Annotated in this window: 20 protein-coding genes; 6 read left to right on the forward strand and 14 right to left on the reverse strand. The window is 50.3% G+C overall.

The window, feature by feature from the left end; all coding sequences use genetic code 11:
* Nucleotides 1-339 precede the first annotated feature (339 nt).
* The 6 genes from L1278_RS09645 to bioB form a co-directional block, all read right to left on the reverse strand.
* On the reverse strand, nt 340-1,539 hold the full coding sequence (locus L1278_RS09645) for a beta-ketoacyl synthase N-terminal-like domain-containing protein (protein WP_253403249.1): 1,200 nt from the start codon (nt 1,537-1,539) through the stop codon (nt 340-342).
* 74 nt (nt 1,540-1,613) lie between these two features.
* Nucleotides 1,614-2,942 (reverse strand): adenosylmethionine--8-amino-7-oxononanoate transaminase, encoded by a 1,329-nt coding sequence (gene bioA / locus L1278_RS09650; protein ID WP_253403251.1) that lies wholly within the window; start codon nt 2,940-2,942, stop codon nt 1,614-1,616.
* A gap of 49 nt (nt 2,943-2,991) precedes the next feature.
* Nucleotides 2,992-3,561, reverse strand: a complete 570-nt coding sequence (locus tag L1278_RS09655; protein ID WP_253403253.1) for a hypothetical protein — start codon at nt 3,559-3,561, stop codon at nt 2,992-2,994.
* Between the two features lie 189 nt (nt 3,562-3,750).
* On the reverse strand, nt 3,751-4,365 hold the full coding sequence (gene bioD / locus L1278_RS09660; protein ID WP_253403255.1) for a dethiobiotin synthase: 615 nt from the start codon (nt 4,363-4,365) through the stop codon (nt 3,751-3,753).
* Nucleotides 4,362-5,504 (reverse strand): aminotransferase class I/II-fold pyridoxal phosphate-dependent enzyme, encoded by a 1,143-nt coding sequence (locus L1278_RS09665; protein ID WP_371927348.1) that lies wholly within the window; start codon nt 5,502-5,504, stop codon nt 4,362-4,364. Before L1278_RS09665 ends, bioD begins: the two co-directional genes overlap by 4 nt.
* Before the next feature lie 83 nt (nt 5,505-5,587).
* Nucleotides 5,588-6,586: a biotin synthase BioB gene (gene bioB, locus L1278_RS09670; protein WP_253403259.1), complete on the reverse strand. Its 999-nt coding sequence runs from the start codon at nt 6,584-6,586 to the stop codon at nt 5,588-5,590.
* Nucleotides 6,587-6,897: 311 nt separating this feature from the next.
* Between bioB and L1278_RS09675 the strand changes: the two genes are divergently transcribed.
* Together L1278_RS09675 and L1278_RS09680 are read left to right on the forward strand one after the other, a co-directional pair.
* Nucleotides 6,898-7,644: a multidrug transporter gene (locus tag L1278_RS09675; RefSeq protein ID WP_253403261.1), complete on the forward strand. Its 747-nt coding sequence runs from the start codon at nt 6,898-6,900 to the stop codon at nt 7,642-7,644.
* Nucleotides 7,645-7,698: 54 nt separating this feature from the next.
* Nucleotides 7,699-8,841 carry a DEAD/DEAH box helicase gene (locus tag L1278_RS09680; protein WP_253403262.1) on the forward strand — a complete coding sequence of 381 codons (1,143 nt, stop codon included), beginning with the start codon at nt 7,699-7,701 and terminating at the stop codon, nt 8,839-8,841.
* 43 nt (nt 8,842-8,884) lie between these two features.
* Here the strand turns inward: L1278_RS09680 and L1278_RS09685 are convergent, their stop codons facing one another.
* The 6 genes from L1278_RS09685 to L1278_RS09710 all read right to left on the reverse strand — a co-directional run bounded on the left by L1278_RS09685 (nt 8,885) and on the right by L1278_RS09710 (nt 15,633).
* Nucleotides 8,885-10,552: an alpha-amylase family protein gene (locus tag L1278_RS09685; protein ID WP_253403264.1), complete on the reverse strand. Its 1,668-nt coding sequence runs from the start codon at nt 10,550-10,552 to the stop codon at nt 8,885-8,887.
* A gap of 92 nt (nt 10,553-10,644) precedes the next feature.
* The gene (locus L1278_RS09690) at nt 10,645-11,091 is read right to left on the reverse strand and encodes a GNAT family N-acetyltransferase (protein WP_253403266.1); all 447 of its coding nucleotides are present in this window, start codon (nt 11,089-11,091) and stop codon (nt 10,645-10,647) included.
* Nucleotides 11,092-11,102: 11 nt separating this feature from the next.
* Nucleotides 11,103-12,170, reverse strand: coding sequence for a hypothetical protein (locus L1278_RS09695; RefSeq protein WP_253403268.1), 1,068 nt, complete (start codon nt 12,168-12,170; stop codon nt 11,103-11,105).
* 260 nt (nt 12,171-12,430) lie between these two features.
* Nucleotides 12,431-13,759, reverse strand: coding sequence for a toxin-antitoxin system YwqK family antitoxin (locus L1278_RS09700; protein ID WP_253403270.1), 1,329 nt, complete (start codon nt 13,757-13,759; stop codon nt 12,431-12,433).
* Nucleotides 13,760-13,794: 35 nt separating this feature from the next.
* Nucleotides 13,795-14,325 (reverse strand): HEAT repeat domain-containing protein, encoded by a 531-nt coding sequence (locus L1278_RS09705; RefSeq protein WP_253403272.1) that lies wholly within the window; start codon nt 14,323-14,325, stop codon nt 13,795-13,797.
* Between the two features lie 123 nt (nt 14,326-14,448).
* Nucleotides 14,449-15,633 carry an acetyl-CoA C-acyltransferase gene (locus L1278_RS09710; RefSeq protein WP_253403274.1) on the reverse strand — a complete coding sequence of 395 codons (1,185 nt, stop codon included), beginning with the start codon at nt 15,631-15,633 and terminating at the stop codon, nt 14,449-14,451.
* 281 nt (nt 15,634-15,914) lie between these two features.
* Between L1278_RS09710 and L1278_RS09715 the strand changes: the two genes are divergently transcribed.
* Nucleotides 15,915-18,821: a S9 family peptidase gene (locus L1278_RS09715; protein WP_253403276.1), complete on the forward strand. Its 2,907-nt coding sequence runs from the start codon at nt 15,915-15,917 to the stop codon at nt 18,819-18,821.
* 76 nt (nt 18,822-18,897) lie between these two features.
* On the opposite strand, the gene L1278_RS09720 is transcribed toward L1278_RS09715, so the two are convergent.
* Complete coding sequence (locus L1278_RS09720) at nt 18,898-19,356, reverse strand: PaaI family thioesterase (protein ID WP_253403278.1); 459 nt, start codon at nt 19,354-19,356, stop codon at nt 18,898-18,900.
* A 205-nt stretch (nt 19,357-19,561) separates the two neighbouring features.
* Between L1278_RS09720 and L1278_RS09725 the strand changes: the two genes are divergently transcribed.
* Genes L1278_RS09725 through L1278_RS09735 form a run of 3 tightly spaced genes read left to right on the forward strand, consistent with a single transcriptional unit; the run spans nt 19,562 to nt 20,800 of the window.
* Entirely contained in the window at nt 19,562-19,903 is a 342-nt protein-coding gene (locus L1278_RS09725; RefSeq protein ID WP_220624703.1) for a zinc ribbon domain-containing protein YjdM, read from the forward strand.
* A 38-nt stretch (nt 19,904-19,941) separates the two neighbouring features.
* Complete coding sequence (locus tag L1278_RS09730; RefSeq protein WP_256488538.1) at nt 19,942-20,379, forward strand: SRPBCC family protein; 438 nt, start codon at nt 19,942-19,944, stop codon at nt 20,377-20,379.
* A 10-nt stretch (nt 20,380-20,389) separates the two neighbouring features.
* Nucleotides 20,390-20,800 carry a VOC family protein gene (locus L1278_RS09735; RefSeq protein WP_253403281.1) on the forward strand — a complete coding sequence of 137 codons (411 nt, stop codon included), beginning with the start codon at nt 20,390-20,392 and terminating at the stop codon, nt 20,798-20,800.
* A gap of 169 nt (nt 20,801-20,969) precedes the next feature.
* Here L1278_RS09735 and L1278_RS09740 read toward each other — a convergent pair whose 3' ends face one another.
* Nucleotides 20,970-21,476, reverse strand: a complete 507-nt coding sequence (locus L1278_RS09740; protein ID WP_253403283.1) for a thioesterase family protein — start codon at nt 21,474-21,476, stop codon at nt 20,970-20,972.
* Nucleotides 21,477-21,496: the final 20 nt, after the last annotated feature.

Here is a 21,496-nt window from a genome sequence, read left to right on the forward strand (position 1 = left end):
ACGTGCCTGTGCTATAAAACTTTAGTGTGCAATTGGACTGGAATCGAAAAGTAAGGCAGTGGTAAATTGTATTAATAAGTTCCTATATTAATATACCTTAATCTTAGTGTAGGCAAAATTTAGTTTGTTTCCTGTGTTATGCTCGATTTCACAGAGAAGGATAAGAGAAGAGTAAACTATAAAAAAAGCAGAGGCTACGTAATAGCGTTGAAACTATGCAATTTTAGAAATGGGGTCTAAAGGAAGATGTAGTGGAAATGTACAATAATTGTACTATATAGAAGATGTCTATGGATTGAATTAAAACAGTCTCATAAATTGTATTTTTACAATTTATTTCTAAACTATACAAAGGATAATGCTGGCGGCATTTCCGCCGAAACCTGCCGCGTTCATCATAAGGCGTTGCATGCCTAAAGGGGGTGAAGTTGGGAATGATAAAGGGTAATCAGGTGGAGTAATTTGTTGTCGATCAAGTAGATGCAGTGCATACTGTAGACTAAGGGCACCGGAGGCGCCTAATGTATGACCAAGCAGGTGTTTATTCGTGGTGATAGCGGGGGGATTATTTTTGAAGATTGCTTTAATTGCATTTAATTCAGCCGTGTCTCCCGCCCTGGTGCCGGGCGAATGCGTAATGATGGCATCAACAGATTGCTTTTGAAGCGGGAGCTGTGACAAGGCATGCTGCATGGATTGTTGAAAATTGAGTCCTTCAGCGGATATGCCTGTTTTGCTTTTGATTGGCTCAAAACCGAAACCAACTGCTTCGATCACCATATCGCCTTTCATAAGCTGAGAGGTAGTTGCTTTCTCGAGGGCCAGAACGGCTGCACCTTCGCCCAGCACAAAGGTATTCTCGCCGGAAGTACCATAGGGTTGGCAAGGAAAAGGCTGGTCGTGCATGGAAGAGTAAATTCCGATTGCTTTCATTTGGGCAATCGTGAAATCGGTGAGGGGTGCTTCGGTGCCACCGGCCAGAAAGCGGTTGGCCATACCTGCCCGCAGCCAGGCTACTCCGTTTGCTATGGCCATCAGCGCCGTGCTGCAAGTAATGGAGTGGCTGATCTGCGCACCGCCCGCATTCACGGCGTGACCTACCCAACTGGACAAATTTCCCAATGTAGTGGTAGGCGAGGCAGAAGCCGAGAGTCGCTCTTGCTGAAAAGCCTCAAAATGCTGCTCAAATAAGCCGGTAGCCCCTCTGGAGGAGCCGATATTCACAGCCAGGTCTTGCTGTGGTACTGAAGAAGCATTCAACCAACCCGCCTGATCTGCTGCCTGACGGGCAGCGTAGATGGCCATGAGCACAGAACGGTCCAGTTGACGATAGCTGGGGTTCTCAGCCTGGAGTTTTCGTAATGCGCTTTCGCCAGCTGCTGAGAGGGCGGCTACAGGGGTTGGCTGCTGCAGGTGTTTTATAACAGAAAAAGAAGGCCTGCCGGAAAGATAGGCTTGTGCCGCAGATTGCGCATTTATACCTAATGCAGAGATTGCCCCGCAGCCCCTGATCACGATATGTTCTCTTTCAGCTTCCAAATCAATCGCAAAGGTAAAGGGTTTCAGACGAAATTTCCTCAGGTGTTGACCGGGACTATGGAAGTCAGACAGGATTAATCATGCAAAGTAGTCTGAGATGACGGCTCAAAGTAACGTGCGCCGGTGATCAGTTCGCGCATACCTTGGATGGTCAGGTATACCTGGTCAAGCTGTGCATCGGTAATGCAGTAGGGAGGAATCACATAGATAATGTTGCCGAGCGGACGCAGAATCACACCTTGTTCCAGGGCAAAGCTGTAAAGTGTATCGCCCAGTTTGTTGAAGTAAGAAGTGCCGTCGGCTTCGAACTCCACTGCCAGAATGGTGCCTCGCTGCCTTACATCCACTACTTTATCCATTGACCTTAACTGCTCGGCAAAAGCTGCGTGGCGCTTGCTGATGCGGTCGATGTGTTGCTGGGTTTCTTCCTGTAGCAGCAAATCCAGGCTGGCCAGACCAGCGGCGCAGGCAACGGGGTTGCCGGTGTAGCTGTGCCCGTGAAACAGGGTTTTGCGCTTGTCATCGCTCAGGAAGGCTTCGTAGATCTTTTCGTTACAGGAAGTGGCACCCAGCGCCATCGTGCCGCCGGTGAGCCCTTTTGAGAGCGTAACCATATCCGGTTTATGCTGCAAATAATCGCTGGCGAATGTGCGGCCGGTGCGACCGAAACCTGTCATCACCTCATCGGCAATAGTCAGGATGTCGTGCTGCTGGCAGATGGTGAGCAACAGGTCGAGTACCTCCGGCTGATACATCACCATACCTGCCGTGCCGAGTACCAGTGGTTCGTAAATAAATGCTGCTACGTCGCCACCTCGGGCAAAAGCCTCCAGCTGTTTTACGGTTTCTTCTTCCTGCCCAGGTATAGGCACATCAATGAATTCCACCTCGAACAAATATGACCAAAAGGGGGCTGTAAAGGCGCTGCGGGCGCTCACGGCCATGGCACCAAAGGTGTCGCCGTGGTAGCTGTTACGGAAGGCGATGATTTTTCGCTTCGGTATACCTGTGTTCTGCCAGTATTGTATGGCCATTTTTAGCGCGACCTCTACAGCGGTGGAGCCATTGTCGGAGTAAAAGATGCGGCTCTGGCCCTGGGGTAAGATCCGTATTAAGCGTTCGGCAAAAGTTACCGCGGCGGGATGCGTGAATCCGGCAAAAATGACGTGCTCCAGGGTCTGCAATTGCTCCGCAACTTTTTGGGCGATGTAGGGGTGCGCATGCCCGTGCAGGTTTACCCACCACGAAGCTACTGCATCGATGTACGTCTTTCCGTCCTCTGCATAGAGTAAAGCTCCTTCGCCCCGCACAATAGGTATAGGGAGGGCGGCGGTTTTCATCTGCGTGTACGGGTGCCAGATGACCCGTTGGTCGCGGCTGGCAAGGTTATCAGAAAGGGGCATAAGTCAGGTATAGCTCTGGTGCGAAAGTATAAAACACCGGGGTATTTGCCTACCGATTGTGTGGAAAAAAGCGCTTTAGCAGCCTTTTGCCCCGGCTGAGCATGGCAGGGGAGCCGTCTTTCAGCAGAAATTCAATCTGAGCTTTCAGCTCGTCTTTTATCCATGGAAACTCATCTTGCAGGTATGCCAATACATCCAGGCAGTTAACCTTTACTGCTACAGGTGTGCGCGGATCGATCAACCACTCAAACATGGTTTCCACGACGGCTTCATGTTCAGGTATAGCGCTCCAGGCGGTGCTGTAGATAGGCCTTGCCTTGGGATTGGCGCAGCACATCAGTATTTTGGTGAAATGCCGCTGGCAACTCAGGTTATGCTGAGCAGACAATTGGCTGACAAAATCCGGCAGGTGAGGCACGAACTGTTCGGGGTAGGTATGGGCCACTTCTTCCAGCACCCAGGCAGCCCGAAAAGCAACAGCTGGTTTGTGCTGCGTGTAACAAAGACGCAGCAAATCCGCGACTGGCAGCTTGCCTGAATTCGCCTGAGCCGCCAAATGCTGTACCTGCGCTTTGCTCTGTATCTGACTCAAAACCTCAAAAAGTTCTTCTGTATGCATGCGCCATGTCCAGAATTTGGGAAATCAGGTATAGCACCTGACCAAATTTAGGTATAGAGAATAGCTTTTCATAGCACTAATAGCAAGGAAATTGCCTGGTGCCATGTCAGGTTTTAAGCGGAAGTTGTAATCGTTTTAGTAGAGTTTAACCAATAGGCAAGGTGTAGGTGTATCCTTTGTTATATGAACTTACAGGTATGGGGTGAAGCTCTTAGCATACTCAGCTACAGCCTCTTGGCAAAAGTCAGCTTCCTGCCGGATAGAGGGTAGACGGCGCAGTCCGGTATACTTGATGATGAAGTCTTCTGAAGTCTGGTTTTCTTCCCCGTTAAAAATGATGCCCGCCACCGGCACTTTGCGGTAGCGCAGCACCTCGGCCGTGAGCAAGGTATGGTTAATGCTGCCCAGGTAGTTCCTGGAAACCAGTATCACCTCCAGACCCAGCTGCTGCACCAGGTCCAGCACCAGGTAGCGCTTGTTAAGGGGCACCATCAGGCCGCCAGCTCCCTCCACGATTAGGTTATTCTGCGTTTCGGGGAGTTTCAGACCGTGCACATCTATTTCTATACCTTCGGCGGCCGCTGCTTTGTGCGGAGACGAGGCCATCTTCAGGCGATAAGCTTCGGGGTGAAACACAGAAATCTCATTCGACACCAGGCTTTTGACCATGTCGGTGTCCGTAAAATCGAGGCCGCCCGCCTGCACGGGTTTCCAGTAATCGGCGTGTAAGGCTTCGGTGAGTATGGCTGCGGCAACTGTTTTGCCAACGTCCGTTCCGATGCCTGTTACAAAATATCTTTTCATGTACCTTTCGCTATGGCCTGCACGAGGCCGTCAATTTCTTCTTCACTATTATAGGCATGCACGATCACGCGGAGCCGTTCTGTGCCGGCAGGCACAGTTGGGGGCAACACGGGGCGCACATCAAATCCAGCTTGTTGCAGCGCAGCCGCAAGCGTCTTGAGTTGCCGGGGCTCTTGCGGGAAAACAGATAGGATCACACTGTCTTCCGGGGTGCAGCGTATGCCGCTAAGTTTGTTCAGTTTTTGGTACAGTCGGGTTGCGAGTTGCTGCACGCGCTCACGCTGGGGCGCGAGTTCGGGCAGCAGGGTATAAGCACACTTCAGAGCTACCAGCGCATGCGTCGGCAGACCCGTTGTGTATATAAATGCTCTACTATAATTGATCAAAAAGTCGCGCAGCACTTGTGGACCGACCACAGTTGCTCCATGTGCGCCCATGGCTTTTCCATAGGTGATGACCTGCGCAAATACTTGTTTTTCCAGCCCAAGAGCCACTGTTAATCCTTCGCCTTTATCGCCATAAAGACCCACGGCATGGGCTTCGTCCACAATCAAAGCGGCCCCCTGCTCGTTGCATACCTGAGCCAGTTCTTGCAAAGGTGCTTTGCCGCCATCCATGGAGTAAACCGATTCTACCACCACGTATACCTGTCCGGTCGCGCGCTTCATTTTTTGCCGGAGGTCCTCTACGCTGTTGTGCCTGAAACTGTAGGTTTTGGCAAAGCTCAACCGCAGCCCGTCCTTCATAGAGGCATGGCTGGCCTCGTCGTAAAACACCGTGTCTCCACGCTGCGGCAAAGCAGACAATAGCCCCACATTGGCCGTATACCCCGAGTTGAAAAGCAGCGCTGCCTCCCCCTTGTGGAAAGACGCAACTATACCTTCCAGCTCTTCGAAAAGGCCGTGGTTGCCGGATAGCAGTCGGGAGCCCGTTGCTCCCAAAGGCAAATGTCTGTAGCGTTCCTCTTCCTTACGGATGAGCGCCCGCAATTTCTCACTGCGAGCAAGGCCGAGGTAGTCGTTGGAGCAGAAGTCAATGAGCCCGGCGGTAGTTTTAAGCGAACGCAATGTCCCCTGCGCCGCCCGCTCCGCCAGGTTCTGCTGTAGTTTATTTTTTAATGGACTATTAGACAAAGGAATTCCTGACAAAAGATTGAATGACAAAAATCAAGTTACAAAAAAGTCTTTTGTCTTATATCAGATAGTCTTTTGTCAAAGAAAAACTAGCAAACGTGTTGTGCTTCTTCTTTAAAAGACTTGCGTGGCGTCAGACCCAGCATTTCGAACATGGCTTTGTCTGCGTCGAAGTCCGGGTTTGGCGTTGTCAAAAGCTTTTCGCCTGTGAAGATAGAATTGGCGCCGGCCAGGAAGCAAAGGGCCTGGTCGGTTACGCTCATGCGCTCACGGCCTGCCGATAGACGTACCATCGTTTTTGGCATCAGGATACGGGCCGTGGCAATCATGCGCACCATTTCCCAAACTGTAACCAGCGGCTGATTTTCCAGGGGCGTACCTTTTACCGGTACAAGCGCATTCACGGGCACAGACTCCGGGTGCTGTACCAGAGTAGATAAGGTATGGAGCATACCAATGCGATCTTCGTCTGTTTCGCCCAAACCAATTATGCCGCCCGAACAAACCGATATACCTGCTTTGCGCACGTTTTCAATCGTGTCGAGGCGGTCATCGTAAGTACGGGTTGTGATGATGTTGGAGTAATTTTCTTCTGACGTGTCGAGGTTGTGGTTGTAGGCGTACAGACCGGCTTCTTTCAGCTTCTCGGCCTGGTATTCGTTCACCATACCCAGGGTACAGCAAACTTCCAGGCCCATTTCGTTCACGCCCTTTACCATGTCCAGCACCTTGTCGAAGTCGCGGTTGTCGCGCACCTCGCGCCAGGCCGCACCCATGCAGAAACGGGTAGAACCACCGTCTTTGGCACGCTGTGCCGCCGTGAGCACTTGCTCCTGACTCAACAGTTTGTGCACATCCACATCCGTATGGAAACGGGCCGCCTGCGGACAATACGCGCAATCTTCCGGACAGCCACCGGTTTTCACTGACAATAAAGTACATACCTGTACCTCACCGGTTGCCTGGTGCTGCTTGTGCACATTGGCTGCCTCCACGATCAGTTCCAACACTGGTTTATTGTAAATCGCTTTGATCTCCTCTAATGTCCAGTCGTTTCGAATAACTGCGTTTAGTCCGTCTTGCGTCATAATGCTTGGGTTTGGATTACGAAGATAATTTGAAGATTTAGGAATAAAAAATCAAGTCTGGGGGTATGTTCGGTGGATAACTTGTTAACTATTTAAGCTACTGCATTATTTCTGTGGATAAAATGGTTTGTTAATTTGTTAGGAAGCTGAATTTGACGGATTAGGGTTGGAACACAGGTATAGCTGAACAAAATGATCAGGCATATTTGCTTCCTGCGAAGACCAGTAACCCGCACACGGCAACAGAGGAAGTCGTTTTAAGGTATACCTTAATCTGTAAAATTTAGAGTCCTGTTCTGACATGCTGACTTATGCTGCTAACTTCTACTTCCCCGACCACCACACCCTTGCTTCTTTCTCCTGAAAATGTGCTTCGGAAGCTCAGCATAATTATTTTCGTGCTGCTGCTCGCTGATATTGCCGGGATTGTACTGGACAGTGTTTTGCAGTACGACTCCAGATTGACGCGGATATTGATGTATTACTTTACCTTCAACGGAGAGAGTAACATCCCCGCCTTCTTCTCTTCGGTAATGTTACTGGCCGCAAGTGGGCTCCTTTTTCTGATTTACATTCAACACAAACGATCTGCTCAGGAAAACTATACCCGTCATTGGTTTATACTGGGGTGCCTCTTTCTGTTCATGGCCATCGACGAGAACACACAGGTACACGAAAGAGTGGCGGATTTTGTGCGACCTCGCCTAACGACTGACTTGTCAGGTATGCTACATTGGGCCTGGGTGGTGCCATACGGTGTGCTTACGCTGGCTGTGGTAGCCTATTTCTTGCGTTTTGTGCTCCGACTGCCTGCCTATACCCGTAACCTGATCCTGGTGTCGGGTGCGCTGTTTGTGACAGGTGCCCTGGGGCTGGAGTTTTTTGAGGGTTATCTGTACAAGCGCTATGGGATCGACCACCTGTACAACCGAATCCTCTACTGCCTGGAGGAGTTGATGGAAATGTCTGGAGTAGCACTCTTCATCTATACCTTACTCGACCACCTGGCAAGGTATGGCACCCAGATCGTGCTGGCTCCGGAGGACAGCGAAGCATAATATTCGTACCTTTGCAGGTATACGGGCAATTGCCCGCGACTCATACCTGTATTTATGTCATTTTCTGCACTGGGCCTTTCGGCGCCACTTCTTCGTTCCATCCAAGCCCAGGGCTATACCGCGCCCTATCCGATACAGACACAGGCTATACCCTCCATCCTGAAAGGGAAGGATGTGCTGGGTATAGCGCAAACAGGTTCCGGCAAGACGGCTAGTTTTGCGCTGCCTATACTGGAGATGTACCAGAAGAAGCAAGCCGGCCGCAACCGCTATGTGCGCACGCTGGTGCTCGTACCTACTCGCGAATTGGCGGTGCAGATAGAAGAGGTGTTCCGTGCTTTCGGTAAGGAGCTTGACAGACCGGTAAAGACGCTGGCGGTGTATGGTGGCATCTCCATCAATCCGCAGATGATGAAACTGAGCGGTACCGATGTGCTCGTCGCAACGCCTGGCCGCTTACTCGACCTGGTCGAGCACAAAGCGGTGCACCTTTCGGAAGTGGAAACGCTGGTGCTGGACGAGGCTGATAAAATGCTGCATCTGGGTTTTCAGGAGGAAGTGAACAAGTTGCTTTCCATGTTGCCAGCCAGGCGGCAAACCCTCTTGTTTTCGGCTACTCTGAGCCAGGATGTAGAAGACCTGATAGCGAAGTTGCTGACTGACCCTGTGCGGGTGATGGTGCAGGAAGAAGCTACGGTGCCGGAACTAATCAAGCAATCCGCTTACCAGGTGGATCCTGAAAAGAAGGGACCTTTGCTGCGCTACCTCATCCGGCAATACGACATGCAACAGGTGCTGGTATTCGCTTCGTCTATTCGGACGGCCGACAATGTGGTAGGCAAGCTCAAGAAGCATGGGATAGAAGCAGCAGCCTTTCACGGCGACAGAAGCCAAGGCGGCAGAACAGAAGCGCTCCGGCAGTTTAAGGCAGGCAAATTGCGCGTACTGGTTGCCACCGACCTTGCCTCCCGGGGTATAGATATCAAGTTTTTGCCTTATGTGATCAACTACGAACTGCCCCGTTCCCCGAAAGACTACGTGCACCGCATCGGGCGCACGGGCCGCGCCGAGGCCTCCGGCGAAGCCATCTCGCTGATTACGACAGAGGATGCGCACCACTTCAAGATCATCCAGAAGAAAATGGGCGTACGAGTGGAGATCCTGCCTACAGATGATATCGACCTGCAGGGGCAGTAAGGTATGGGGTATGGCGCGAGCGAGGATACTCGCGCCATAAAACTTAACTCTTCTTCAGCAAATGACTCAGGTCGCCGGCACGGAACCAGCGGTAGCCGTATGCGTCCAAAGTGATGTAGTGCCTGCCTTTCGCATCAGCTTTGCTTTCATAGCTCACCATCAGGTCAATCAGCTTGTACTCTTTTTCCTGGTTGTCTTTTCTCTCCTGTTTCAGGTCGAGTACAACTTCGTGGACCATCTCGTCGAAGTTGTGCAAAATGATCAGTGAGCTGCCTTGCCAGCTGTAGTGCATGCAGAGTACTTTAGGCTTGTTCGTTTTGAGGATTTGCCATTCGCCCCAGCCAATCTCCGTACACTCTTGCCGAAGCCGGATCAGGGCAGTCATCCAGTTCAGAAGCGAGTTTGGGTCGCGGCGTTGGTTCTCGACGTTTACGTGATGATAGGAGTAAGGGCCTTTGTCGATGACAGGATGTACCAACTTGTCGGCTTTCGAGAAACCAGCCTGGTGATCGTCCGTCCATTGCATGGGGGTGCGCACGGCATCGCGCTCCTTCAGGCTCTGGTCGTCGCCCATGCCGATCTCGTCGCCATAGCGGATCACGGGGGTGCCGGGCAGCGAGAACATCAGGCTGTAGGCCAGCTCGCTTTGCTGTCTGTTGCCCAGCATGGTAGAGAGGCGGCGTCGTATACCCCGCTCGTAGAGCAGCATATCTTCATCCGGCGCGAACCGGGCGAACACCTTCTCGCGTTGCTCGTCGGTGAGGCGGCCCAGGTCCAGTTCGTCGTGGTTGCGCAGAAAGTGTGCCCATTGCACGTTCGGGAAGTTGGTGCGGGTGGCCTCCAGTGCTTCGATCAGCGGATCAATTTCGGTGGTAGCCAGTGCGTAGAACATATGCTGGTTCACATAAAAATTGAACATCATGTGAATGCCATTTCCTTCTTTCCCGAAATACTTTTTGTTTTCTTCGGGCAGCACGTTGGCCTCGCCCAGCAAGATGGCATCTCCCCGGCGCCACTGTACAAAGCGGCGGATTTCACGGAGGTAATCGAAGTTGAGCTCGTGTTTACTGGTGTTCGGCTCAGGCGATTCGATCATGAATGGAACGGCATCCACACGGAAGCCAGCTACGCCCAATTCCAGCCAAAAACCAATGATGCGTTTGATCTCAGCGCGTACATCCGGATTATCCCAGTTCAGATCGGGCTGGAAATGGTGAAAGCGGTGGTAGTACCAGAATTTGGCTTTTTTGTCGTAGGACCAGGTAGAGTCCTGTACGCCGGGAAATACCATACCTTCGTTCCAGTCAGACGGTTTCTTTTTATTCCAGACATACCAGTCTCGGTATGGTGCGTTTTCGCTGCTGCGGGCATCCTGAAACCAGGGGTGCTGGTCAGAAGTATGGTTCACTACCAGGTCGATGATCACTTTGATGCCGCGCTTTTTGGCCTGGTGCATAAACTCCACAAATTCACCGCTGGAGCCGTGCCTTGGGTCCACCCCGTAATAGTCGGAGATGTCATAGCCGTTGTCTTTGTTGGGAGAGGGCTGGAAAGGGGCGAGCCAGATGCAGTCGATGCCCATAGCATTGAGGTAATCCAGGCGACGAGCAAGCCCTTCGAAGTCGCCCACCCCGTCGCCGTTCAGGTCCATAAAGGTTTCGAGATCGAGACTGTAAATGATTGAGTTTTTATACCATAGCTCTTCCAGCATAGCGAATCGGTTTTGGTTGGTTAAAAATGATTCGTCTATACGGGAGAAGCCGGGCAAAAGTCGGGACGTAGACTTAAAAGGAGGTGAACTGTTCAGGACTTTTTCTGAGCCAGCCACTTGTCGTAGCGCATCTCAAATTTGATCTCGGAACGGCCGTGTATACCTGTTTCGCGCCAGCCTTGCTTTCGGTAAAAAGCTTCGGCCCTGGTGCCGGGGTCTGTGCCCAGCCAGATGGGTTCTGGTGTTTGCTGAAAATACCAGTCGAGCATGATGCGGTGGAGTTGCTTGCCTATACCTTGTCCTTCAGACTCAGGCAGCAGAAACAAGGCCCACACATTATAGTCTTGCAGGTCGACGATAGCAAAGCCCACGACTTGTCCTTCCACCTCGCATACCCAGCCTTTTCCACGCTCCGTCAGGTATAGCACACAGAGTTCATCGGTTACCAGTGTCGGGTCAGAGAGGATGTTTTCCTTTACCGAGTGGCGGATGATCTGGAGTTGGGGAATGTCGGAGGTTGTGGCTTCGCGGAAGAGCATAATGAAATGAGTCAATCGGAAACGAAGAACCAAGGAATATTGAACCAACCATTTTGAAAATATATGGTTACTTGATCTCCGTTCTCAAATTGATTGTAAAATTCTTGTTTTACGGACACCTCCTCGTTTTTGTCTTGGGTGCCCCATTTGGTAAGTTCAAGATAATAAGAAATATTCTTGCCCGTGCTGATGCGTTTATTTACTATGGTTGCCTTGTATATTTTGCTATCTGATTTATCGTAATAGCAATTAAGAGTAATGATTGCACCATAACTATAACAAACCACAGCTATTAAAATGCTGGATGCGGCTAGGTAATCTTTCGCTTTTTTAAAATTAAACTCACGATTGCGTAAAAAAATAATGTTCAATAAAGCGACAGCTAAAATTGAGGTAAACAGCCCTGCATTATTGAAATCGTAAATTTTAAAATCTAGAAGTGCTCTTAACCCAAGCGCGAAGCTAGGGGCAAATATAGCCCAAGACAAAGATGGATGAACGCTCTCATTATTTTCGTCAATTCTGAAAAGCCCACTTGAGAATTTTAAATTGATAAGAGTTAGAACAGGTATGGCAATGGAAGTGAGTATAGCGAATTCGTATGGAATTGGGTAAAAAAATGTCCAGACACCAGCCAATCCGCCTGTCCAATTCAATATTTTAGCTTTCTTTTGAGCTGATCGAAATTTAGCCGCTCTTGCCTCAAGCGTGTGCCCGTACTGTTCATTAGATAAGATCTGCTGTGTGTCCGCTTCTATTTTCAGATCATCGAGGTTAGGGTAATATCTGGTGAGTAAATCCACTAGTTCAGATAAGTTCTTAATGGAGGAATAGAACTTAAGGCTTTTCTTATCCGATGTGGCTGATTCAATGATAATATTATTAATTGTGACTTTAAATCCCTTTATTTCATCAAAATAAAGTTCTCTATCAGAAAATGTTTTAATCACCTGAATTCTATCGTCATGTACAATGATTCTACCATTAATCGTATTAAGTAACCCGATTGTAGAGAATCCAATTATGAACAAACCCATTGGCCACAATAGAAAAATGAGTGGCAAGTTATTGTCTTGCATGAAGGGTACAATTAGACTCAAAATACCCAGCAAAATGATGAGTGGAGCAAAAATGAAAACGAAAATTGCTGGGCCCTTCGCCGTCTTGTATACCTGCATTTATGACGTGAATTTCTGATTTGATTTGCGAAATTAAATATAGGCATTGTAGCTAAAAAACTGCATGTGCGCTAAAGACAATAAGTTGAAGAGAGCTAATTCAAACAAAAAGTCCCCCACTCACATTGAGCGGGGGACTTTCCTATACCTGTAGCTATACCTTACTTTTCCTTCTCTTCCACAACCTCACCATTTCGGTAAAGGCGGGTCTTGTATACCTTGCCTTCTGGGTTGTGGTATTTCCAGGTACCGGTGGCTTTGTTGTTGCGATGCTGACCGGTTACTTCTACTTTGCCGTCTTCGAAGTACTGCTTGTATGGACCGAAGCGCAGACCATCTTTATAGCTTGTCTCAGATTTCAGTTTGCCGCTTTCATAGAATTCCTGGCTGCTCACGATTTTGCCATCGCCTTTGCCGTAGGTATACTTCGCTTTGGCCTGACCGTTTTCATAATATACCACTCGCTCACCAATCAGTTTGTCGGCGTTGTAGGTTTCGGCTACCTCTACTTTTTTGCCGGGGGCGTCGTAGTAAGCTTTCCAGTTTCCGGTGCGTAGTTTGTTTTTGTAGTGCTCCTCCGCTTTTATGTTGCCGGAAGGGTAGTAGGTTGTGATCTTGCGGTCATCGCCGTTGTTGCTGTACTGCCCTTCTTCCTTCAGTTTGCCATCTTCGAAGTATACCTGCGAAAGCCCCTGTACCTGCCCGTTGCGGTAAGTGATCATGCTGCGCAGGTTGCCGTTCTCAAAATAGGCTTTGGACGGTCCGTGCATTTTACCTGACGCGAAGCTTCCCTCGGTGCTCAGTTTGCCACTGCGGTAATAGCTCTTGAACGTGCCGTTGCGTTGACCCGCCACATTAATCACTTCTGTCTCCAGCTGACCATTGTCGAAATACGTTTTGTAAGAACCTTCCAGCATACCGTTGCGGTAAGTGGCCTCGGTCTCCAGGTTGCCGTTCTCGAAGTAAGTTTTAGCCGGACCGTTCTGTTGGCTGTTCTGGTAGGTAATCTCCGATTTAAGCTTGCCGTTCGGGTAAAACTCACGTACCAGTCCCTCCGGAAAACCGTTCACAAAATTGGTCTCCTTGCGCACCTTGCCATCAGCATAAAATGTCCTGAACACGTCGCTCTGCTGGTCTTTGTCGTAGCTGCCTTCCTGCAACAAGCGCCCATCCGGATGAAAAGCTTTAAAAGGTCCCTGCTTCTGATCCTGCACATAGGTTACCTGCATGCGGGGCTGTCCGTTCTGGTAATACTCCGTGAACACACTATCCTTTTTGCCTTCCACAAATTTGGCAAACGCCTCCCGCTCACCAGTCGGGTAATAGCGGTTGTAGTAGCCCACAATCGCCGAGTCGGGCGTCATGTAGTATACCTCTTTTACGCTCGTCATGGACTCGTCGTGGTAGGTGACTACTTTGCGTTGCGCCTGCCCGAAAGCTGAAGCACTGACTAGCAAAACAGCGGAAAGGATGAAAAGTGATTTAAGCATGGGTACTATTGTTTGACTGTAGTGAAGGTATAGGGCTATACCTTCTTTTTGGTAATTTCTTTTGCTACTAACTTCAAAAACGGGTCAGCATCTCTCACGTATTGCTGTGCCAGTTCCATCGCCTTGGCACGGTTCACTTTGTTCAGGCTCAGCAAAGCACGACGGACCACATACTTGTCTTCGCCTTCAATCAATTGTAGCAACATTTTCTCGCGGCCTTCGACCTCCATATGACCAAGCAATTCGGCCATTTGCCACCTGGCTTGTGGTTGATCAGAGAAGATGGCCTTCCGTACAAAACGGAGCGGGTCTGCTAGCTTCTCCTCTACAATTTTTAGCACCACACCCGCTTCATTGTCAATGGCCAGCGCATACACCAGCTGTTGTGCCAGATCGTGGTTGAATTCTTGGTTGAGTTGCTCCAGCGCTTCATTGGCCGCCTTGTACAACGCTTCCCAGCCAGGATACCCGGCTTCCCACTCACCCAATCCTCTTTCATTGTTATAAGTGTCGGGCGTCATGTTGGCCCACTCCCAGAAGTTGGCCAATTTGGTTTCTAATGACATATCAGTCTAAAATGGATAAACACCAAAAATATGGGAAACAGTTTAATATTCAGGCAAGGTACAAAAAAGAAGCCCTACGAATAACGTAGGGCTTCCTGCAAAAAATATACCGCAAAGCGGAGATTACATTTTCTCGATCACCAGGGCAGAAGCACCGCCGCCGCCATTGCAGATACCGGTCACACCGATCTTGCCGCCTTTTTTGTCCAGCACGTTGCAAAGTGTGGTGACGATGCGGGCACCGGAAGCACCCAGTGGGTGACCCAGCGATACGGCACCGCCGAACACGTTCACGTTGCCGCCTTCCAGACCAAGTTTCTGATTGTTGGCAATTGAAACCACAGAAAAGGCTTCGTTGATCTCGTAGAAGTCTACCTCCTCAGGCGATACGCCAGCGTTTTTCAGCGCCTTAGGTATAGCCAGTGATGGTGTCGTCGTGAACCAGATCGGATCCTGCTCGGCGTCCGCAAAGCCACGGATCTTGGCAATTGGCTTCACACCCAGTTCTTCCGCTTTCTCTTTGCTCATCAGCAACAGGGCGGCAGCACCGTCATTCAGGGTAGAGGCATTGGCAGCCGTTACCGTACCCGCTTTGTCGAACACAGGGCGCAGGCCGGCTATTTTATCAAAGCTTACTTTTTTGTATTCCTCATCTTCTGACACTACGATCGGGTCTTTGCCACGTTGCGGAATTTCAACCGGCACGATCTCGTCCTTCATCATACCGGCCTCGGCGGCAGCGGCTGATTTCTTGTAAGAACTGATCGCGTATTCGTCCTGCATTTCGCGGGTGATCTTCATCTCACGGGCAGTGTTCTCAGCGGCATTGCCCATGTGGAAGTCATTGTACACATCCCACAAGCCGTCTTTCAACAGGCCATCCGTCATCTGACCGTGACCCAACTTCGCACCGAAGCGGGCTTTGTCCAGATAGAAAGGCACGTTCGACATGCTCTCCATACCGCCTGCCACAATGATGTCTTTGTGACCCAGCATGATGGCCTGCGCCGCAAACATGATCGCCTTTGTACCCGATGCGCATACCTTGTTCACAGTCGTACACTCTACTTCATAGCCCAGACCCGCCTTTACAGCCGCCTGACGCGCAGGAGCCTGACCCACGTTGGCCGACAGCACGTTGCCCATGATCACTTCCTGTACTAAACTCTTGTCAACACCGGCTCTCTCCAACGCACCTTTGATAGCGGCTGCTCCCAGTTCTGTGGCAGAAAGGCTGGCCAAAGCGCCGCCAAAGCTTCCGATCGGGGTACGTACAGCCGAGATTATATAAACTTCTTTCGTTTGCATAAGATTGTGTCTAATAGTTTTATAGTGTGAAATTATCAGGATTCGAGCGGAAAACCAAACAATCGTTAGGTAAATGACCTATGAATGGTTTAATGACTTCATTGTTAAATTGTTGATCCTTGGAAAGTGGATTCACAGCATGTAAATGTTGCTGCGAAACCTTGCGACTTTAAACCTTCTTGATAGAGCAACCTCTAAAGCTATAACGCGCGCACGCGCAAAATAATTTGTACATTTAGAGAACCAATCAAAACCGCTAACCGATAGTCAAACCTTTTACAATGAAGAAATTCTTATTGTTGATGGCGTTGTTCGGAGCCGGCCTCAGTCAGGCGCAGGCACAACAGCAAGCCACCAAAAAACCACTCACCCACGACGTATACGATAGCTGGAAAGGCGTAGCCGGAGACAAACTCTCTAACAACGGCCAGTACGTGCTTTTTAACGTCGATCCGCAGGAAGGCGATGGCGCCCTCTACATCCGAAACTACGCCAGCAAGGCCATACGGGAGTTCGCCCGCGGCACCAAAGCGGAGTTTACCAATGATAGCCGCTACGCTGTTTTCCAGATCAGGCCGGAGTATAACACCGTACGTGAGCTCAAGCTAAAGAAGAAAAAAGGCGATGACCTGCCGAAGGACTCCCTGGCGATCGTGGCACTGGAGAACATGAGCGTGGTGAAAGTGCCGCGCGTGAAATCCTACAAGCTGCCAAAGGAGGGAAACAACTGGGTAGCCTATCAATTGGAGAAACCGGCTCCGGCGAAAAAGGAAGCAGTTAAAAAAGGAGAACCGAAAACAGAGCCCGCTATACCTGAAACTCCGAAGACCGAGCCTGCCAAAACAGCTGCCGCAAAACCCGCTGCCAAGCCAAAGCAAAAGAAGTCAGAAGGCACAGAGCTGGTTGTGCGTAACCTGCAAAGTGGACAAGAGCACCGCTTCAACCGCGTGGTGGATTACGTGTTCTCCGAAAAGGGCAACATGCTCTACTTTGTGAAGGACGAACTTGACTCGCTGCACACGGCTGGAGTTTACGCCTTCAGCACAGCAGACCTCAAAGTAATGCCGATCGACACGGGCAAGGTGACTTACACAGGCATCAGCACCGACAAAGCAGGCGAGCAGCTGGCCTATGTAGCAACCACCGACACTGTAGGAGCGGAGCTGCGTTATTTTAACCTCTACCACTGGAACAAGAAAGATAATAAAGCAGTTACGCTGGCCGATACGGTAACCAAAGGAATGCCTGCGGCCTGGATGGTGAGCGAACATGGCAACCTGCGCTTTTCGGAAGATGGCCGCCGTTTGTTCTTTGGCACTTTCCCGCGCCCGACCCGCTTCGAAAAAGACACCACCAAACTCGAGGAGGAAAAAGTGAGCCTCGACATCTGGGGTTACAAAGATCCGCTGATCCAGCCGATGCAGCTCAAACAGTTAACCCGCGACCAGAAGCGTTCTTTCCTGGCCATGTACGACCTGCGCGGCAAGAAAATGCAGCAGCTGGCCACCCTCGAAATGCCCGACGTATACCTGGACGCTTATGGCCAGGCAGACGTAGCCCTTGGTGTGAGCGATGAGAAGTACAAAGTAACCATCGGGTATGACACCCCAACCCGCAAAGACGCCTACCTGATCGATCTGAAAAAAGGAACAGCCAAGCAGATACTGAAAGAAACAAGAGGGATGCCGCGCCTGTCGCCACAGGGTGCTTACGTATATTGGTACGAGCCAACCGACAGCAGCTGGCACGCCATGACAACCAAAGGCGGAGCTAACATTAACCTGACCAAGCGCATCGGTTTGCCATTTTATGAAGAGGACAATGACGTGCCTGCTTTGCCTGGCTCCTACGGAACAGCTGGCTGGGTAGAAAAGGACAACGCCTTGCTGGTGTACGACCGCTTCGACATCTGGAAGCTGGACCCAAGTGGCAAAAAAGCTCCTGAGAACCTGACCGACAAGTATGGCCGTACCAACAAACTGCGTCTGCGCTACGAACAACTCGACAACGAAGAGAAATTTATACCTGCCGATGCCACGCTATACCTGAGCGCCTTTAATCTGACTGACAAGTCCTCCGGTTTCTTCCGCGATTATGTAAGCAAAACAGCACAGCCTGAAAAACTGGTGATGAGCCCGCACGGCTATACCTCATTTAAGAAAGCCAAAAACAGCGACCGCATCACGTTCCGCCGTGGCTCTTTCCGGGAGTATAACGACCTCTATACCTCCGACCTGAGCTTTGCCAATGTGGAAAAGCTGAGTGATGCCAATCCGCAGATGAAGGACTACCTGTGGGGCAATGTGGAACTGGTGAACTGGAAGTCGACGGACGGTATACCTTTGGAGGGCCTCCTGTACAAGCCTGAGAATTTTGATTCGAAGAGAAAGTACCCGATGATGGTGTACTTCTACGAGCGCTCTTCTGACGGCATACACAACCACCGTATACCTGCGCCGAGTGCCTCTACCATCAACATCCCATACTTCGTGAGCAACGATTACCTTGTGTTCGTGCCAGACATCGTGTATACCGAGGGCTATCCAGGCGAGAGCGCCATGGACTGCATCATACCGGGTGTGCAGAGCGTCGTGGCACAAGGCTTCGTGGATGATAAGAATATGGCCTTGCAGGGACAGAGCTGGGGCGGTTACCAGATCGCTTACATGGTGACCCGCACCAACATGTTTAAGGCTGCGATGGCCGGCGCGCCGGTGTCGAACATGACGAGTGCTTATGGCGGTATACGCTGGGGTACAGGCCTGAGCCGTCAGTTCCAGTATGAGCGCACGCAGAGCCGAATTGGCGGTACGTTATGGGAAAAGCCGATGCAGTTCATCGAGAACTCACCGCTCTTCTTCGCTGACCGCGTGAAGACACCTTTACTGATCATGCATAACGACCAGGACGGTGCCGTGCCGTGGTATCAGGGCATCGAGTTTTTTATGGCGCTCCGCCGTCTTGAGAAGCCGGTATGGATGCTCGTGTACAATGGCGAAGACCACAACCTGGTGCAGCGCAACAACCGCAAAGACCTGTCGGTGCGCATGTCGCAGTTCTTCGACCATTACCTGAAAGGCGCTCCGGCACCGAAGTGGATGGACCAGGGTGTGCCGACTCTGCTCAAGGGCAAAGACTATGGCTTTGAACTGACGGAGCCGCAGGTCTCTTCTGCGCCAAAGGAATAGTTGAAAAACTTATACCTGAACTAGAAAAGAGCCGCCCCAGGGTGGCTCTTTTTTTATCCGTATACCTGCAAGGTTGCTATACCTGTGTGTCAGTTTCCCAGCCCGGCAAGTTCTCCCATGGCTGAGCAGTCCGCATAAACTGTCCGGTCCCGAAAGCTACTTCCTTACCGCGTTCATTGTACAAGGTAGCCTCTGCTACAAACAGACTTTTGCCCACAGAGCGCACCGTGCCCACGGCTCTCAGGGTGCCGGAATTTACCGGGCGCAGCAGATTGATCTGGAACGAAGATGTCACGATAAACACATCCGTTACGAGTGAGGCTACAGCAAAGTAGGCGGCGTCATCGAGCAGTTTGAAGTAGGTTGCCCCGTGGATAGCCTGAGCCCCATGAAAGTATTTTGGATCTACCGGAAGCGTAATCTCGGCCTTGCCATACGCCACCCCGATATCGCTGCCGCTAAATAACTGCTGTACATTGGCGCTTAGGTATAGCTGCTCTAGTTTCCGGTAATGCGCTTCGGGTATGGTAGACATGCTGAGTTTTTTGCGCAAGTATACGCAATGCAGATCAGGCAATTGCCCTTTTATGGAAGAAAGAAAAGGCAAGGAGTGATGGAATGTTTGTATCTTCGCTTTAGGTGAGGTATAGCTGTGTGAACGCATTGTGGAAACAGTAAAACGGAACAGGCATTCCTCTCTCAATTTTACGAAAGCAAAACAGGAATAAAAAAATACGATTATGTCAGAAGAATTGAAACAGTGTCCTAAATGTAGTTCACCTTATGGCTATGCGATGGGCGAAGAACTTTACGCTTGTCCGGAATGCGGCAACGAATGGAATCCGGCTGAAGAGGAACAAGAAGCAGGCTTGAAAGTAGTGGATGCAAACGGTAACCAACTCCAGGACGGCGACACGGTTGTGGTGATAAAAGATTTGCCGGTGAAAGGTGCTCCGAAACCAGTGAAAGCGGGAACAAAAGTGAAGAATATCCGCCTGACCGACGGTGATCATAACATCGACTGTAAAATAGATGGCTTCGGGTCTATGGGGCTCAAATCTGAGTTTGTAAGAAAAGCTTAATCAGTAGGCGAAAATAGGCGGGCTGGGGTCAGAATTATATGGTAAATGTTTTCACTGAAATAGACATTAATAGACCACTTTTCGAAGTGTCAGCTTATGCTGCGGATCCGGATAATGCGCCGGCGTGGTATGATAATATCAAGTCGGTGGAATGGAAGAAGTCGAAGCCCCTGGTTGTCGGTTCGCAGGTAGCTTTCGTCGCTCATTTTCTGGGTCGAAGGCTCTCCTATACCTACGAAATTGTAAGCTATGTTCCGGGGCAAAAAATAGTGATGCGAACGGCCGAAGGACCATTCCCGATGGAAACCACCTATACCTGGGAGGCGATCGATGCGGGCAGCACCCACATGACCCTGCGCAATGCAGGACAGCCATCCGGGTTCTCTAAAGTGTTCGCTCCCTTCATGGCAACCATGATGCGTAAAGCCAATGGCAAAGATCTGAAAAAGCTAAAGGTAATTCTGGAAAACAGCTAGATCTTATACCTTGAGCAAAGAAGCCCTACAGATGGAATACCCCTACGGACCCGGCATCAACCACATCGAATTCTGGGTGAAAAACCTGGAGGAAACGGTGCGGTTCTATAGCGAATTATTTCCTTTGATTGGCTGGCGTGCACTCAACCAAACTTCTTTTAGCAGCGGGCAGCAAGAAATCTATTTCAAAGAAATGCCAATCGCCCTTCATGAAAGTCTGGGTGTGCGGCATATCTGTTTCCATGCCATTAGCCCGGAGGTGGTAGATGCGGTGGGAGCGTGGTTGCACCGGCAAAACGCTGACATTATCCGGGGGCCGCTAGAGATGTCGCACTACAGCGCAGGTTACTATACCGTCGATTTTCGTGACCCGAATGGCTTTGTGCTGGAGGTAGCGCATACCCCCAATGCAAGGCTTTAAAGTAGGCTCGTCAGCAGTCTAAAAAAAACAAAGGCAGCTATTACTAGCTGCCCGTTTTCATAGTTATATTTTGTGCTATGAGTTCCTTATACTCCTATTCCAAAACTATGTTTTGACGAGGTCACGAATTATTGTTGACGAGCTTTTTTGCCTCGCCGGCATACCTTGTTTACGGCTGTAGCACAGGCGCCATTCGCAGTTCTTTTACGCGGTCCTCGAAGTACTCTGCAGGTTTTCCTACCCCCAATATTGCCACGCTGCTAAACAGGGTTGTGAGCTCTTCACTGTGCTCTGCTTTCAGACCTTTGCGTATGTCAACGTAAGTAAATCGCGTCCAGATCACCGAGATGATCGCACCTGTTTTCGGGTCAACCATCTGGCCTTCCATCATCAGGTCAGAACTGCTATACCAGCGCAGACAAGTCCTGATCGTCACCGTTTCCATAAACTTCACTTCACGCAGGTAAGCGAGCTGGTTAGAGGCGACCACCCAGGCCTTACCTGTCGTTTTCCCCAGTGCATAAATGTCCAGGTCATAGTTGTCGCGCAGCTGATCCTCCCGTGCATTCAGGTAGTAATCGATGTAGCGGCCATTGTTCAAGTGACCAAATGGGTCGCAGTCCTCGAAGCGGATCAGGGCCTTACTTTCCAATACTTTGGCATACTCTTTTTTCATAGAAATTGATTTTTAAAAAA

The organism is Pontibacter sp. HSC-36F09, assembly GCF_024171605.1.
Lineage (GTDB): Bacteria > Bacteroidota > Bacteroidia > Cytophagales > Hymenobacteraceae > Pontibacter.

Coding starts and splice junctions, on each gene's coding strand:
- L1278_RS09690 (WP_253403266.1), bottom strand. CDS start 11,091: ATGCTCTTCCGCGAAGCCACAACCTCCGACATTCCCCAACTCCAGATC.
- L1278_RS09685 (WP_253403264.1), bottom strand. CDS start 10,552: ATGCTGGAAGAGCTATGGTATAAAAACTCAATCATTTACAGTCTCGAT.
- bioA (WP_253403251.1), bottom strand. CDS start 2,942: ATGCCCCTTTCTGATAACCTTGCCAGCCGCGACCAACGGGTCATCTGG.
- L1278_RS09720 (WP_253403278.1), bottom strand. CDS start 19,356: ATGTCTACCATACCCGAAGCGCATTACCGGAAACTAGAGCAGCTATAC.
- bioB (WP_253403259.1), bottom strand. CDS start 6,586: ATGACGCAAGACGGACTAAACGCAGTTATTCGAAACGACTGGACATTA.
- bioD (WP_253403255.1), bottom strand. CDS start 4,365: ATGAAAAGATATTTTGTAACAGGCATCGGAACGGACGTTGGCAAAACA.
- L1278_RS09710 (WP_253403274.1), bottom strand. CDS start 15,633: ATGCAAACGAAAGAAGTTTATATAATCTCGGCTGTACGTACCCCGATC.
- L1278_RS09675 (WP_253403261.1), top strand. CDS start 6,898: ATGCTGCTAACTTCTACTTCCCCGACCACCACACCCTTGCTTCTTTCT.
- L1278_RS09680 (WP_253403262.1), top strand. CDS start 7,699: ATGTCATTTTCTGCACTGGGCCTTTCGGCGCCACTTCTTCGTTCCATC.
- L1278_RS09740 (WP_253403283.1), bottom strand. CDS start 21,476: ATGAAAAAAGAGTATGCCAAAGTATTGGAAAGTAAGGCCCTGATCCGC.
- L1278_RS09725 (WP_220624703.1), top strand. CDS start 19,562: ATGTCAGAAGAATTGAAACAGTGTCCTAAATGTAGTTCACCTTATGGC.
- L1278_RS09700 (WP_253403270.1), bottom strand. CDS start 13,759: ATGCTTAAATCACTTTTCATCCTTTCCGCTGTTTTGCTAGTCAGTGCT.
- L1278_RS09715 (WP_253403276.1), top strand. CDS start 15,915: ATGAAGAAATTCTTATTGTTGATGGCGTTGTTCGGAGCCGGCCTCAGT.
- L1278_RS09730 (WP_256488538.1), top strand. CDS start 19,942: ATGGTAAATGTTTTCACTGAAATAGACATTAATAGACCACTTTTCGAA.
- L1278_RS09655 (WP_253403253.1), bottom strand. CDS start 3,561: ATGCATACAGAAGAACTTTTTGAGGTTTTGAGTCAGATACAGAGCAAA.
- L1278_RS09705 (WP_253403272.1), bottom strand. CDS start 14,325: ATGTCATTAGAAACCAAATTGGCCAACTTCTGGGAGTGGGCCAACATG.
- L1278_RS09695 (WP_253403268.1), bottom strand. CDS start 12,170: ATGCAAGACAATAACTTGCCACTCATTTTTCTATTGTGGCCAATGGGT.